A 14,919-nucleotide genomic window follows, 5' to 3' on the forward strand; every position below is an offset into this window, starting at 1 on the left:
GGTGTTCACAAAAACGGCGCGCGGTCTGCGCGCCAGACATCCCTCCCAATGTTAATCGCTTTGTTGTGCGTCTGCTGGTCGTGGGGCGGCGATCTCCGTTATTTTCCTGACTTTTCTGCAGATTGTTTTCATCTGGTGGCAATTAGGCTCGTCACCATGGATTTCTACGAGACCAGACCCACGCACGACTTGACCTACTCAGACGTGTTTTTGGTTCCCAGCCACTCCGCGGTGGGGAGTCGGATGGCAGTTTCGCTGGCACCCGGTGACGGAACGCCCGCGACCATTCCGCTCGTAGCATCCAACATGAATTCCGTGACAGGGCCACGGCTGGCCGCCAGCCTCGCACGCCGCGGCGGACTCGGCGTGCTCCCGCAAGACCTCAGCGACGATGACATGGCCGACGCCCTCGCGTGGGTGCGCGATCAGCCAAGCGACCTCGACTCGGCAGTTTTCTTGAGCCCGCACGACACCGTCGAGAAGGCGCTTCTGCTCGTTCCTCCGCTGCCGGGGCACGGGGTTGTGCTCCTGAACGACGGCGAACTCGCCGGAGTCGTGGATGCCGAACAGCTGGCCTCGGCAATGCCCGGTGCAGCGCTCGGCGATATCGCTCGCGCTGACACGCAGGCGATCGAGCGGGCCGAGTTTGGCAGCTCCCGTGAACTTTTCGACCTCCTCGTAGAGCGAGGAATCTCCTTCGCGCCCGTCGTAGTGGGCGCTACAGTGGTGGGAACCACAAGCAAGACGAGTGCGCTCCGCTCGACGCTCTACACACCAGCCCTCGACAGCCACGGCAAGCTTGCCGTTGCTGCAGCACTCGGCATCAACGGCGACGTTGGGGCGCGTGCGCGCGCTCTCGTCGCTGCCGGTGCGTGTGCTCTCGTTCTTGACACCGCGCACGGACACCAAGAAGGCATGGTGCGCGCGATCGAAACCGTCGCCGCCCTCGACCTCGGCGTACCGCTAGTTGCAGGCAACGTGGTGACGAGCGCCGCCGTGCGAGACCTTGTCGGAGCAGGAGCAACCATCATCAAGGTCGGTGTCGGCCCCGGCGCTATGTGCACCACGCGCATGATGACCGCGGTCGGCCGTCCGCAGTTCTCCGCAGTGCTTGAGACGGCGGCAACCGCGCGCGAACTCGGCGCCCACGTGTGGGCTGACGGCGGGGTGCGCTACCCGCGCGACGTTGCACTCGCGCTCGCCGCTGGCGCAGCATCCGTCATGATCGGTTCGTGGTTTGCTGGCACGATCGAAGCCCCAGGCGAACTGCGTCACGATGATGCCGGTGCGCTCTACAAAACCAGTTGGGGGATGGCGTCAACCAAGGCCGTGCGGGCTCGCTTTGGTGGCCTCGATGCCTACGATCTCGCTCGCAAAGAACTCTTTGCTGAGGGGATTTCTGGCTCCAAGATCTATCTTGATCCTGCTCGACCGTCTCTCGACGACCTCGTTGACATGATCACGTCGGGGGTGCGCAGCTCGTGCACCTATGCCGGGGCGGCCACTTTGACAGAGTTCCGCGAGCGGGCGTTGGTGGGCATCCAGTCGGCTGCCGGATACGAAGAGGGAAAAGCCCTGCCCGTCAGCTGGTAGTAGATCGGCAGTTCCTAAGGAATCTGTCCTATAATTGGGCCCATAATGGACGACCCTCCCTCTAGTTGTCGCCGGGGCCCTTCTCCGTGCGACCATCACCTGTTTCTCGCCTGTTCTCTACCTACCTCCGCGGCTGGAGGTGAACTGTCATGAATGAATGGCTTCTCCTCGCCGCCGGCCTCGTGCTGACCGTCGGCACCGGCTTCTTCGTCGCCTCTGAATTTGCTCTCGTCAACCTCGATCGTTCCGATCTTGAGTCACGACAAGAGCGTGGCGAAAAGCGACTTTCCCCCGTTATCGCGGCGCTCAAGCACACGTCTACTCACCTGTCGAGCGCCCAGCTGGGAATCACCCTCACGACTCTTCTCGCTGGCTATACCCTCGAACCTGCCTTCAGTATTTGGCTATCGGTTCCGCTCGGCGAAGTGCTCCCTGAGGGCGTTGTGGTCGTGCTCGCTAGCGTGCTGGCGATCACCTTTGCCACGCTGCTCTCCATGATCGTGGGCGAGCTGGTTCCCAAGAACTTTGCTCTCGCGTTGCCACGTGCCACCGCAAAATTTGTCGTGCCATTCCAAGTTCTTTTCACGACGGTGTTCAAGCCGGCCGTGAGCCTGCTCAACAACACGGCAAACGCAATCCTCCGTTCCGTGGGAATCGAGCCGAAAGAAGAATTGTCGGGCGCTCGCACAGCAGAAGAGCTGACATCCCTCGTTCGCCGCTCGGCTAGCCAAGGCAGCTTGGAAGCGGACACGGCCACCCTGCTCGCGCGCACGCTCGCCTTTGCCGATCACACGGCGCAAGACGTGATGACGCCGAGGCCGCGGGTTGACAGCATCGACCGCACCGACAGTGCGCAAGACGTCATTGACCTCGCCAAGCGCACCGGCTTTTCTCGCTTCCCTGTGATCGACGACAGCATCGACGATGTTGTGGGCTTTGTGCACATCAAGCAGGCCGTTGCGGTGCCCCACAAGAAGCGAGCCGACGTGCCCGTTTCTGCGCTGCAGACCGAAGCGCTCCAAGTGCCAGAAACGATGCGATTGGATGCTCTGCTCTCAGAACTGCGCGGACGCGGCTATCAGATGGCTGTAGTCGTTGACGAATACGGCGGGACTGCCGGAGTCGCTACTCTCGAAGACCTCGTGGAAGAGCTTGTCGGTGAAGTGTCCGACGAGCATGACCGCTCCAAAGCGGATGTGGTGCGTTCTCGTGACTGGTTCACGTTCCCCGCAATTCTGCGCCCCGATGAGCTTCTTGAGCGCACGGGCGTTGAAGTTCCCGAAGAGGGACCGTATGAAACGGTTGCGGGGTGGCTCATGAGCGAACTCGGCCGTGTGCCGCGCACCGGCGACACCATCTCCGCCGCCGGCGGAGTGTTCCGCATTGAACGACTGGAAGGTCGACGCATCGACCGCGTGAGGTTTACCCCCGATCCGATTGACGCCACAAGCGATGCCGAGGTGGTGCGCTAATGGACGTCTGGGGAATCATCTGGCTTTTCGTTCTACTCATCATCAATGCCTTCTTCGTGGGGGCAGAGTTTGCCGTCATTTCGGCGCGACGCTCACAGATTGAGCCGCTTGCGGCATCCGGTTCACGTTCGGCAAAGACCGCACTGTGGGCGATGGAACACGCAACGCTCATGCTCGCGGCGTGCCAACTGGGCATCACCGTGTGTTCGCTGCTGATCCTGAATGTGTCAGAACCGGCGATTCACCACTTGCTCGAGGTGCCATTGGCCCTGACCGGGCTAAGCGAAGAACTGATCAGTACTGTGGCGTTTATTCTCGCGCTGATCATTGTCTCGTTCTTGCACGTCGTGCTCGGAGAAATGGTGCCCAAGAACTTGTCGTTCTCGATTCCTGATCGTGCGGTGCTCATCTTGGCGCCGCCGCTCGTGTTCATCGCGACAGTCTTCCGCCCCATCATCGTTGCCCTCAACGCGATCGCGAACGGCATCCTGCGGCTCTTCAAGGTTGTGCCGAAGAACGAAGCGAACAGCGTATTTACTCTCGACGAGGTCGCCACGATTGTTGCCCAGTCGAAGCGAGAAGGCGTGCTGATGGATGCCGGTGGCACTCTCACCGGTGCGTTTGAGTTCACCTCCAAAAAGGTTCGGGATGTCGCAATCCCGATGTCGGGGCTCGTCACGCTGCCCGAAGCTGCCGCACCTGCCGATCTCGAAAAGGCGGTCGCGCAGCGTGGATTTTCGCGCTACATCCTGCTGAACGATGCGGGGGAGCCCACGGGCTACCTGCATTTGAAGGACGTCATTGACCTCGACGAGAGTGAATTCTCGGAGCCAGTGCCGCCGAAGCGGATTCGTCAGCTCATTTCGATGTACTGCGAGACTGACCTCGAAGATGCGCTGGCGACAATGCGTCGTTCGGGTGTGCACGTTGCTCGCAGCTTCGATGCCACCGGTGAAACCACCGGTGTGCTTTTCCTCGAAGACATCATTGAAGTGCTCGTCGGCGAAGTGCAAGACGCCACTCGGCGTCGCTAGCGGCGTTCTCAACTATCGTTGACATCCATGGAGACTGAGCCGATGTGGGGTGCTGCTGAGGCGGCACGTCACATCGCTCTGCCCCGGGACTCTGATGACAAGTACTCCCGCGGGGTGCTTGGCTTGATCACGGGATCTGCGCAGTATCCGGGGGCCGCCGTTATCGGTGTCGAAGCTGCCGCTCGAACCGGGGTGGGCATGATCCGCTACCTCGGTGCTGAGCGTGCCGAGAACCTGATTTTGCAGCGTCGCCCCGAAGCGGTCATGGCCGACGGCCGGGTGCAAGCCTGGCTGATCGGGTCGGGCATGGACCATGCCGACCGTGAGCCGGATGCTGAGAAACGCATTGCCGCGGCGATCAGTCAGAACGTGCCCATTGTGCTCGACGGGGGAGCCCTTGACGTAGTGCACCGCGTGAACACCCCGACGGTGATCACCCCGCACTACCGTGAGCTCGCGAGGTTGCTCGGCGCAGACGTTGACGATATCGCTGCGGCGCCGCGTGACTGGGCGGAATCCGCCGCGACCACACTCGGCTGCACCGTGCTGCTCAAGGGCCACACGACGTACATCTCCGACGGAACAACGACAGTCGCGGTTGCGGCAGCACCGGCCTGGTTGGCTACTGCTGGTGCCGGTGACGCTCTCGGCGGCATCCTCGGGGCTCTGGTCGCAACTCACAGCGACGCGGTGCTCGCCGATCCGACACAGCTCGTGGGGCTCGCTGCCACCGCGTCTTACGTTCACGGCCGCGCCGCGCAGCTGGCCAGCGCTGGCGGCCCGCTCACCATTCTCGACCTGTGTGCTCACGTTCCGCAGATCGGCGCGGAACTTGCGGCGATCGCTGGCGGCACTGCACCTGCTTCTGCACCGACGTGCTGAACCGCCACACCGTCAGCGCCTTCGCGCTCTGGCTTCTCTTTATCGCCGTGCACCTCGCGCTGGGACTGCTCAACCTTCAGGGCCCCGGAAACCCCTTCGGGGATGTCACCATCGTGTACGCCGGCTGGGCGCAGCAAGCCTACGCCTCGGGCATCGTGGTGGGCGTCGATATGCCGTGGGTGTATCCGCTGCTCGCGATCGTGCCGATTCTCGCGTCAGTTACTTTCGGCATCGGTCACATTGGCGCGACCTGGCTGGCCCTCGTGATGCTCCTCAACCTCGTCGCGCTTGGTTTTCTCACCCGCTGGGGTCGCTCCCGCGCGGGAGTGATTATCGGATGGTGGTGGCTGGTCTTCTTGCTGGCGCTCGGCCCGATTGCGCTCGGTCGCGTTGACGCGGTGACGGTAGCCGTCGCACTTGTCGGAGTGCGGCTGCTGAGCAGGTACCCGCGAGCGGCAGGAATCGTGTTGGCGTGTGCCACTTGGATCAAGGTGTGGCCTGCAGCGCTCTTGCTCGCGGCGTTCATCACGCTGCGCCATCGCTGGGCCATTGCGATCGCTGCCGCGGGAACGACTGCCACGGTCGTGGTGTTCGCGCTGTTGGCAGGCTCCGGGATGAACATCTTCAGCTTCGTCAGCGAGCAGACGGGCCGCGGCATCCAGATTGAATCTCCCGTCGCCGCGTTCTGGCTCTGGCAGGCCGTCGCCGGCGTGCCCAACACTTTCATCTACTACGACGCCTCGATTCTCACTTTTCAAGTGACCGGAGCTGGAGTGCAACTCGCGGCGGCCCTCATGACACCGCTGCTGGGAGTGGTCATTCTCGTGATCGCTGTGCTGGGCGTGAGAGCAACGCGCGCGGGCTCCTCAACTCTCGGCGTTCTTTCGATGTTGAGTCTCGCCCTCGTAACCGCGCTCATCGTGGTCAATAAAGTCGGTTCGCCTCAGTTTGTTGGTTGGCTCGCGGTACCGATCGTTCTTGGGCTGCTCACCGCTCGCGCCGAGGGGTCGCTTCGGTTCCGGATGCCCGCGGTGCTCGCCCTTATCATTGCCGCCCTTACCCAGCTGGTGTATCCGTACTTTTATGACCAGCTCTTGGCTGCCGACCCCATCATGGTTGCCATCCTGACAGTGCGAAACGCGCTCCTTCTCGCCCTGCTGGTGTGGGCAATTGTGCAGCTCGTACGGCTCGGTTCGCGCTCGTCTGCGAGCGGGGAACACACGCCGCAGCCGTTCTTCTCAACCCCCTACAGCCCGCCCCTCGAACGCCTCACGGCAAAGGAGTCAGCATGATCGTCGCATTCTCAATCGCACCCAGTGGTGGTTCCGACGGAACCGATTCGGTCCACGATGCCGTAGCGGCCGCCGTAAAAGTGGTGCGCGACTCGGGGCTTCCGAACCAGACCGACTCGATGTTTACGACCATCGAGGGAGACTGGGATGAAGTCTTTGCCGTCGTCAAAGCCGCGACAGAAGCTGTCGGGCAATTTGGTTCCCGTGTCTCGCTCGTGCTGAAGGCCGACATCCGCCCCGGTCGCACCGGGGAGATGACCGGCAAGGTTGAGCGCCTAGAGCAAGCGATCATCCGCGCTGAGAGCTAGTCGCTGAGCGCCAGCATCAGCATGTGTGCGGGCTCGCATTCCGCGCAACCCGCGCAACGCAATCGCCCTGTCCCACACGCAGTGGGACAGGGCGATTGCGTTTAAGCGTGGTGCCGAGCGGTGCAGCCTAGAGGTGGTGCATCGTGTCGGTCTCGATGAGGATGCCGTCTTCGAGGGCGCGCTTGCGCAGCGCTACCTTAGTGCCAACATCGAAGCCTGCGACGCGGTACTTCTCGCGAATGCGCTTGAGGTAGCTCTTGGCGGTCTCTTCAGAGATGCTGAGTTGGTAAGCGACCGACTTGACGGGCTCGCCGCCGCCATAGAGCGCCATGACGCGACGTTCTTGGGCGCTGAGCTTGGGGGCTCCACCGATTTCGTCGGCATTGATCGCCAAGTCGAGTTCGGCGGAAATGAACGACTCACCCTTGGATGCTGCGCGAATCGCTTCCACGATCATGTCAGCGTCTTCGCTCTTGACGAGGTAGCCGAGGGCACCAGCGGCGAGAGCTTCGCGAACCACATTGGGCTCGGAATAGGTGCTCATGAGGACGACGCGCACGTTCATCGACTTGAGAGTGTTGATCTTGAGCGAGACCGGGATGTTGTCTTTGAGGTCGAGGTCGAGGAGCACAACGTCGACGGGGAACTCGGGGTGGATCGTGAGTTCGGGCCACGTCGGCACGGCAACAACCATGTCGATGTCGGCGGCGGCCTGGCGAATCCACTCGGTGAGCGCACCGAGCAACATTCGGTGGTCGTCAACGATGGCGAGCCGGATGCGCTTTGTTGGTTCAGTCACGATTAGGTCCTCTGGTCGTTCGTCTATCTTACGAAAATTATTGGTCGGCGGGGTTCTCGACGAGGCATTCAATGTCGAGGCGCACGCTGGAGTTCTCGATGGAGTCGGTATAGGTTCCGACTTTTGCGACCGCTTCCCACGTGGAGGCGTCGACACGATTTCGTGCCACTCCGGTTGAGCTGATCGAAATTCCGACTGCCACTTTGTCTTCGAAACCGGACGCCAAAACGGTAGTTGATGGCGCGATTGTGATGTGGACGGAGTTCTTGGCTCCGCGTTTGGTGGTGTCGGTCACAAAGAGCCACGCAGTGGACAGCAAGCCATCTCGCTGGGTGGGGTCGAGCAAACCGGCAAGGCTTCCCTTGTCGGTGAGTGTTACGGATTTGCCGAGCAGGTCAGACTCGGTGATCGCGTGATAAAGCCAGGTTTCGCGGCGGCCCTCGATGAGGTGCAGCCGCAATTCGGTGGCGAGGGATGCTGCGGTTGACGCAATTTTGGGTTGCAACGGCAGCTTGGTGGAACCGTTTGCCACGGAGTCGAGCAGCTTTTCAGCGGCGAGGTCGAGGCGGGCAAGTTCTTCGGATGCCATCATGCCGACGGCAAAGCGTGGGGCCGTGAGGGTGCTCTGTACGAGCACTCGGTCGAGCTCGACCTGCACGAGTTGGCGGAAGTTGACGATGAGGGTGAGCCCGATCACGGTGGGGAGCACGGCGAACGCCACGGTCGTGATCTGAGGAGCGATGTTGTCGTTGGTCAGGGGCACATTGACCACGATGGCGGCGACTAGGCCTGCGCCGACGGCAGACACGCCGATGATGATGTCGGCGCTGGGGCGAACCGTCAGCACAAGAAGCAGCGCCATTCCGGCCGCAACCGCGGAGGTCGCGTGGCCGCCGATGTTGTGCAGATCCCAGATGGCGAACATGTCGAGCGCCATGACGGCGGCGAGACCCACAAGGAAGAGCACGAACATCCAGAGTGGAAGTTGGCCGCTCGTGAGCTGCACCACCGTGATGGTACCAATGATGATGATGATCAGCAGCACCCACGCGATAGCTGCGGTGACGGGGTTGGGGTAGATGTCCCATTGGATTACGAGCCACACGAGACCGTAGATCGCGCGAAGGCTCACCAGAATGGCCGCTCCGACGCCGACGAAGCCCGTGCCGAGGCTAATGAGCCGGGGAGTGTCGTCGCCCGCGAGGCGCCGGACAGCGGCGCTCTTGGCATGGCGTGGTTTGCCGCCGACAATGACGCCGAGAGTGTTTTCTTCGGGGGGAGCGTAGGTCATCGGGGAACCTCCAAGACGACGGTCGTTCCGGAACCGGGCGTGGAGAACAGTCGTGCTTGCCCGCCGACTTCTTTCAACCGTGCGACGACGGACTCTTTGAAGCCGAGGCTTGCCGAATCTACATCGTCGAGGATGAAGCCGACACCGGAGTCGGTGATCATGGCGCGAACGGTGGTGTTGTCTTCGGTGATCGTGACGTGAGCTTCTGTAACGCCGGAATGGCGGCGAACGTTTTCGAGACACTCAGCGAGCGCGAGAAGGAAGGCATCGAGGACGTCACTGGGGAGCAGAACTTGACCGGTGCCGTGCCAACTGACTTCGAGGCCCATGCGGCCGAAGCGCTGCTTAACCGACTCGAGCGTGGTGCCGAGCACCGTCTCGCTCACGGGGGCGCTGAGGTTGTAGTCGCCGGATGCTTGCGGTGTGGGAGTGGCACCGAGACGCAGCTGACGCAAGAGACGGGCATCGTCGCCCGCTTGCTGACGCATTGCCTCTGCTGAGACGCCGACACCGGAGTGGGCGAGCAGGGTGAGGGTGGCCAGAACGGTGTCGTGAAGTAGTCGAGCACCCTGGCGGCGCTGGGCTTCAGTCTCGCTTGCTTGACGTTCTGCCCGGTGGGCGCGACCGATGCTGGCGATGCGGCGCACGGCTTGGGGGACGCCAGAGCTAATCCAGAAGCCGATGAGTGCCGCGAGGATCCAGCCGAAGATAACGAGGGCGAGAGTGCGCACGGGCGGTTGGAACGGCGCGAGCGAAATAATCGTGACGCTCGCGACGGCGAGAAAGCTAACGAGCAGCACGACGCGGCGCAGCAGGGTGGTCGTCAGCACGATCGCGAGGCAGGCGAGGGAAGCTGACGAGAGCTGGGCAACAGCGGAGAGCCCGGCCTGACTTGGCCCACCCGGTGTGCCTGCGATAAGCAGGGTGGCGATGATGCCAACCGCGAACGACGAAATGACCCAGCCGAGCGACCGGCTGTTTCCGGTTTGGAACTGCACAACGCCCATCACCACGTACAGCGGGAGGCACAGCAGCAGTGTCGTCGTCGACACTGCATCGGGGATGCTCAGGCACACGACCGAAACGATCAGAAAACTAAGACTCGCTACTCGCGCAGTGCGCTGAAGTAGGCGATCTCGTTCTTTTGTGGTGAGGTCCATTTGTGGCAATGTTTGCACATTCCGCCCCTCCATCGGGGGTGACGCACCGCCATTTGTCATGAGAAAGCGACATTTTTTCGCCCAACACGCTCGGTACGGGGTAATTCTCAGGAGATTTAGAGGGCTAGCAGGCGTTTTAGCTGGGCGCTCACGAGCGCATCTTCAATCAGGAAGCCGTCGTGACCGAAGGGCGAATGGATGACATGCGGCAGCGCTCCATCGATATTGCCTGGCAGGTGCTCGGCAATGATCTCTTGGCCGGACACGGGGAAGAGTCGATCGCTGTCGATGCCTAGCACGAGCGCGGGCATCGTGGCGCGAGCCAGCGCTTGAGCGACGGTGCCGCGACCGCGCGCAATGTCGTGGGAGCTCATTGCTTCGACGAGAGTGACGTAACTATTGGCATCGAAGCGGCGCGCAAATTTGTTGCCGTGAAAGTCGAGGTAACTTTCGACGGCGTAACGGCCACCCTTGCCCCACGGGCTCACGTCGCTTTGCCACGTGCGAGCGAAGCGTTCGTTGAGCTCGTCGGAAGAACGGTAGTTGAGCAGTGCGAGGCGACGCGCCAGAGCGAGCCCGCGGTGGGGCCCATCGCCATCGGCGGCATCGTAGTAAGCACCATCGGCGAAGGCAGGGTCGGTACGTAACGACTCGACCTGAACCGAGTTGTGAGCGATCTGGTCGGCTGTGGAGACCGGCGGTGCGGCCAATATGGCAACTTTGTCGAGGCGATCCGGATGCGCGACCGCCCATTCCAGCGCGTGCATGCCACCCATCGAGCCGCCGATCACCGCGGCCCACTTGTCGATGCCGAGGGCGTCGCTCAGGGCGACCTGCGCGGCTACCTGATCGCGGATCGTGATGAAGGGAAAGCGAGCGCCGAACTCGGCTCCGTCGGGGGCGTGGGATGCCGGACCGGTGCTGCCCTGACAGCCGCCCAAGATATTGGGGGAGACGACGAACCAGCGGTCCGTGTCGATGGCTTTGCCTGGACCCACAAGATCGTTCCACCATCCGGCGGTAGCGTGTCCGTTTCCGGGGTTGCCCACAATGTGGCTGTCACCGGTGAGGGCGTGGGCGACGAGGATCGCGTTTGACGCGTCGTCGTTGAGAGTGCCGTGCGTTTCGTAAGCGATACGCGCTGACGGAAGGCGGCGGCTGAACTCCAGAGCGAGATCGGTGACGGTGACAAACTGACGGTGACCTACCGGATCGCCCTCGCGCCACGCGCCCGTCGCCGGGGGCTTGCCGAGGAGCGAACGCACGTTTGCGTCAGTGATGAATGCCGAAGGAACAGTGTCTTCAGGTGTCTGCCAGTCCATGTCGTCTTAAGTATCGCGAACTATTCTGTGTGGCACGAAATTATTACGGAGCCAGCGGATGCCGACCACGTTAACGAGGCAGTGGCGGCAGTGCTCCGAAGAGCACTGCCGCCACTGGTGAAGCCAGCAGTGTTAGACGCGGGCGCGCGCCTCTGCGGCGGTAGCGCGTGCGGCATCAAAACCAGTTTGCAGGTCGGCCTTGATGTCCTCGATGTTCTCGAGGCCCACCGAGAGTCGCACCAGTCCTGGTGTGACTCCGGCGGTCAACTGCTGCTCGGGGGAGAGCTGCGAGTGGGTCGTCGATGCGGGGTGAATGATGAGGCTGCGCACGTCACCGATGTTGGCGACGTGGCTGAAGAGCTCGACACTGTTCACGAACGAGCGGCCAGCATCCACTCCACCCTTGAGTTCGAAGGAGAGAACTCCACCGACCCCCTTGGGCGCGTATTTGTTGGCGTTCGCGTACCACGGGCTCGAGGGGAGTCCGGCGTAGTAGACCGTGTCAACGTCGTCGTGGCTGTCGAGCCATTCGGCGATTGCTTGAGCGTTCTGCACGTGACGTTCGATGCGCAGGCTGAGTGTTTCGATGCCCTGGATGAGCGAGAAAGCACTGTCGGGGGAGATGGCCGAGCCAAGGTCGCGCAGCAACTGAACGCGGGCCTTGATGATGTACGCGATGCCATCGCCAAGAACGCCGGTGTAGCTGGCGCCGTGGTACGACGGGTCAGGCTCGGTGAGACCGGGGAACTTGTCGACGTTCTTCGACCACTCGAACTTGCCGCCATCGACGATGACTCCACCCAGAACCGTGCCGTGGCCGCCCAAGAACTTTGTGGCCGAGTGAACGATGATGTCGGCGCCGTGCTCGAACGGACGAATCAGGTACGGAGTCGCAATGGTGTTGTCGACGATCAGCGGAACGCCAGCAGCGTGGGCAACGTCGGCGACGAGCTCGATGTCGAGCACGTTGATGCGCGGGTTACCGATGGTCTCCGCGAAGAGGAGCTTGGTGTTGGGGCGGATAGCAGCAGCCCACTCGGCAGCGTCATCCTGATTCTCAACGAAGGTCGTCTCAATGCCGAGCTTCGCGAGCGTGTACTTGAAGAGGTTGTAGGTTCCGCCGTAGACGGACGACGACGAGACGATGTGGTCGCCGGCCTGTGCGATGTTGAGCACGGCGAAAGTCGTTGCCGACTGGCCCGAAGCAAGCAACAGCGCTGCGGTTCCGCCTTCGAGGGCGGCTACGCGCTGCTCGACGACATCCTGGGTGGGATTCTGGATGCGGGTGTAGATGTTGCCGAATTCAGCCAGCGCGAAGAGGTTCTTAGCGTGATCCGCGTTATTGAACACATACGCGGTGGTCTTGTAGATCGGTGTTGCCCGCGAGTTGGTCGTGGGGTCAGGCTGCGCGCCCGAGTGGATCTGCTTGGTTTCAAAGTTCCAGTCGCTCACGGCGGCCTCCTAGGTCGGTTGGTGGATCGGGATGTCCGCCACACTGTGAGCCTAAGCAGGCCCCGTGGGGTGGTCAATCACTCGTGAAATATGTCGTAACTCACCGTTTTTTAGTAGACAGATCTGTCTCTTTCGGCAAGGGGGCGAATACCCAGTTGGGTTTGGGCTCAATAATGGGCCGGAAAATCTTCTTGATCAGCGGCGTCGACAGCACGAGCGCGATACCGATGGAGCCGAGCACCATGCTCACGAGCCACATGGCCGAGGACCGTTCATCCAGCAGCAGTCCGCTTTCGCGCAGTGGATAAAGGACGAAGCTGTGCAGGAGGTAGACGTACATGGTGGCTTGGCCGGCATCCGTGATCCACGTGTGGCGGCGAGGCACCAGAGCGAAGAACGATGCGCTCAGCAGGATGGCGAGCGCGATGAGGCCGAGCCGGACCGCACCAGCCCACCACTGGTCTTCGCCAAGCCCCTGGTAGGAGTCGTCGTAGAAGAACCAGAAGCGCAGATTGATCGTGCGCCACAGTTCAATGTTGCTGAGGATGATGGCGATCCACCCCAAGAAGATCGTGACCGCGAGGGCCCGAATGAGCCAGACCGAGCGTTCGGCGACCTTCCAGCGCTCCATGAGCTTCCACTCATTGAGTTTCCACCCCAGCACGAAGAAGGGCAGGATGCCGATGGCGCGAGAGAGCGAGAAGGTGCTGTCAACGTTGTCGAAGTACCCGACACCGACGGAGCCGATGATTGCCCACAGCAGCGGCCAGCGCAATAGTGCGAGGTACGGGAGCACCAGGCGGAAGATGCCGAGAGCAAGAAGGAACCAGAGCGTCCAGCTGGGCTTCGACGGGTTCAGATCGGTTGTTCCCTCGGTAAAGAACTTCACGATTGACCAGATGGCTTCCATGATGAAATACGGCAGCAAAATGTCGGTAAGAACCCGACGCATCTGAAGCGCCGATGGCGGTCCGGGCTTCGAGAAATACCCACTGATGATCGCGAAGGCGGGCATGTGGAACGCGTAGATAAAGAGGTACAGCGCTAAGGCGTTGTTGGAGTCGTACGTGAGCCGCTGGATGCCGTGGCCAATCACCACGAGGGTGACGGCGAGAAAGCGCGCGTTGTCCCAGTGGGGGAGTCGCACTTTGGGGGCGCGCGCAGGCGGCGAAGTGGTGAGAGAAGCTCCGGTCATTCGTTGAAGTGTAATCTGCGAGGCCGTGAGGTTCGTGTGCCTTTTCTCCAGTTGTGGGAACTAGATTGAACCGACAGTTCGCTGCAGGAACCCTTAGAGGAGACACATGACTACCGTGCTCGTTACCGGCGCCTCGGGCTTCATCGCTAAACACATCGTCCGCGAGCTGCTGGAGCATGACTACTCGGTGAAAGCCGCAGTGCGCTCCGGAACGGGACAGGCTCAAGTCGAGGCTTTGTTTCCCGGTGCCGACCTGAGCTTTGTCTCTCTCGACCTGCTCTCCGACGAGGGCTGGGCCGAGGCGATGGCTGGGGTGGATGTGCTGCTCCACACGGCATCTCCGTTCCCGGTCGATGAGCCCAAAGATCCTCAGGAACTCATTCGTCCCGCTGTCGAGGGCACTCGGCGCGCACTGGTGGCGGCACAGGCCGCGGGAGTGCGCCGCGTCATCCTCACCTCCAGTTGCGCCGCAATCTATAAAGATTCCACCAAGCCGCGAATGGATGTCTCGACGCCCGCGAATTGGACAGACTCGACGCATCCCGACACCACCGCTTATGAAGCATCCAAAACCTTGGCAGAGCGAGCGGCGTGGCAGTTCGTGGCCGAGCATCCTGAAATGCAGCTCACCACGATCAACCCGGGCGCTGTGTTTGGCCCGCCCATGGACGAGCACTACGCGACTTCTTTGGCGTACGTAGAGCGCTTCCTCGGGGGTGTTGACCCGGCTTACCCGAAGTCGAATCTGCCCATCGTGGATGTCCGTGACGTTGCCCGCATGCACGTCACAGCGATCGACAGTGCGGTGGCGATCGGCAAGCGGTATCCGGCGAATGCGGGCGCGATGATGATTGCTGAAGCGAGCACGGTACTCAAGAATGTCTATCCCGAGCGCAAGATCACGACTCGGCAATTGCCCAACTGGCTGGTGAAAATTGTGGCGCCGTTCAACCCCGCAGTGCGGGCCCTTGCCGGTTCCATTCAACGCAACCTTGACGTTGACGGCTCGGACGCCCCGCGTGACTTGGGCTTCACCTACATTTCCTCCACCGACGCCATCCTGGCAACAGCCGAATATCTTGTAGCGAACGAGCGCTAGCGCCGCTGTTCCGTGCGCCA

13 protein-coding genes are annotated in these 14,919 nt (G+C 61.8%); 7 read left to right on the plus strand and 6 right to left on the minus strand.

The annotated features are described in order from the left end of the window. Positions 1–156: 156 nt before the first annotated feature. The 6 genes from I6E73_RS13450 to I6E73_RS13475 all read left to right on the plus strand — a co-directional run bounded on the left by I6E73_RS13450 (position 157) and on the right by I6E73_RS13475 (position 6,581). A complete protein-coding gene (locus I6E73_RS13450; RefSeq protein WP_197126378.1) occupies positions 157–1,593 on the plus strand; it encodes a GuaB1 family IMP dehydrogenase-related protein in 1,437 nt (478 codons plus the stop codon). 149 nt (positions 1,594–1,742) lie between these two features. Beyond that, positions 1,743–3,065 carry a hemolysin family protein gene (locus I6E73_RS13455; RefSeq protein WP_197108991.1) on the plus strand — a complete coding sequence of 441 codons (1,323 nt, stop codon included), beginning with the start codon at positions 1,743–1,745 and terminating at the stop codon, positions 3,063–3,065. Then, a complete protein-coding gene (locus tag I6E73_RS13460; RefSeq protein ID WP_197108990.1) occupies positions 3,065–4,099 on the plus strand; it encodes a hemolysin family protein in 1,035 nt (344 codons plus the stop codon). Before I6E73_RS13455 ends, I6E73_RS13460 begins: the two co-directional genes overlap by 1 nt. A gap of 27 nt (positions 4,100–4,126) precedes the next feature. Beyond that, on the plus strand, positions 4,127–4,981 hold the full coding sequence (locus I6E73_RS13465; protein WP_197126380.1) for an ADP/ATP-dependent (S)-NAD(P)H-hydrate dehydratase: 855 nt from the start codon (positions 4,127–4,129) through the stop codon (positions 4,979–4,981). Further along, positions 4,975–6,273 carry a glycosyltransferase 87 family protein gene (locus I6E73_RS13470; RefSeq protein WP_197126383.1) on the plus strand — a complete coding sequence of 433 codons (1,299 nt, stop codon included), beginning with the start codon at positions 4,975–4,977 and terminating at the stop codon, positions 6,271–6,273. Before I6E73_RS13465 ends, I6E73_RS13470 begins: the two co-directional genes overlap by 7 nt. After that, on the plus strand, positions 6,270–6,581 hold the full coding sequence (locus I6E73_RS13475; protein ID WP_100389925.1) for a thiamine-binding protein: 312 nt from the start codon (positions 6,270–6,272) through the stop codon (positions 6,579–6,581). The genes I6E73_RS13470 and I6E73_RS13475 overlap by 4 nt, the downstream gene beginning before the upstream one ends. A 127-nt stretch (positions 6,582–6,708) precedes the next feature. Here I6E73_RS13475 and I6E73_RS13480 read toward each other — a convergent pair whose 3' ends face one another. From I6E73_RS13480 to I6E73_RS13505, 6 genes are all read right to left on the minus strand, one after another. After that, positions 6,709–7,380 (minus strand): response regulator transcription factor, encoded by a 672-nt coding sequence (locus tag I6E73_RS13480; protein WP_197108987.1) that lies wholly within the window; start codon positions 7,378–7,380, stop codon positions 6,709–6,711. A 37-nt stretch (positions 7,381–7,417) separates the two neighbouring features. Next, entirely contained in the window at positions 7,418–8,671 is a 1,254-nt protein-coding gene (locus tag I6E73_RS13485; protein WP_197126385.1) for a hypothetical protein, read from the minus strand. Continuing rightward, positions 8,668–9,831 carry a sensor histidine kinase gene (locus I6E73_RS13490; protein ID WP_197126387.1) on the minus strand — a complete coding sequence of 388 codons (1,164 nt, stop codon included), beginning with the start codon at positions 9,829–9,831 and terminating at the stop codon, positions 8,668–8,670. The genes I6E73_RS13485 and I6E73_RS13490 overlap by 4 nt, the downstream gene beginning before the upstream one ends. Before the next feature lie 116 nt (positions 9,832–9,947). Next, positions 9,948–11,153 carry a homoserine O-acetyltransferase gene (locus tag I6E73_RS13495; RefSeq protein ID WP_197110693.1) on the minus strand — a complete coding sequence of 402 codons (1,206 nt, stop codon included), beginning with the start codon at positions 11,151–11,153 and terminating at the stop codon, positions 9,948–9,950. A 132-nt stretch (positions 11,154–11,285) separates the two neighbouring features. Beyond that, on the minus strand, positions 11,286–12,605 hold the full coding sequence (locus I6E73_RS13500) for a bifunctional o-acetylhomoserine/o-acetylserine sulfhydrylase (protein ID WP_197126388.1): 1,320 nt from the start codon (positions 12,603–12,605) through the stop codon (positions 11,286–11,288). Positions 12,606–12,705: 100 nt separating this feature from the next. Further along, the gene (locus I6E73_RS13505; protein ID WP_197126390.1) at positions 12,706–13,800 is read right to left on the minus strand and encodes an acyltransferase family protein; all 1,095 of its coding nucleotides are present in this window, start codon (positions 13,798–13,800) and stop codon (positions 12,706–12,708) included. 106 nt (positions 13,801–13,906) lie between these two features. Between I6E73_RS13505 and I6E73_RS13510 the strand changes: the two genes are divergently transcribed. Further along, a complete protein-coding gene (locus I6E73_RS13510; protein ID WP_197126392.1) occupies positions 13,907–14,899 on the plus strand; it encodes an NAD-dependent epimerase/dehydratase family protein in 993 nt (330 codons plus the stop codon). Positions 14,900–14,919: the final 20 nt, after the last annotated feature.

Origin of the sequence: Salinibacterium sp. SWN248, from assembly GCF_015864575.1 — a bacterium.
Classification (GTDB): domain Bacteria; phylum Actinomycetota; class Actinomycetes; order Actinomycetales; family Microbacteriaceae; genus Rhodoglobus.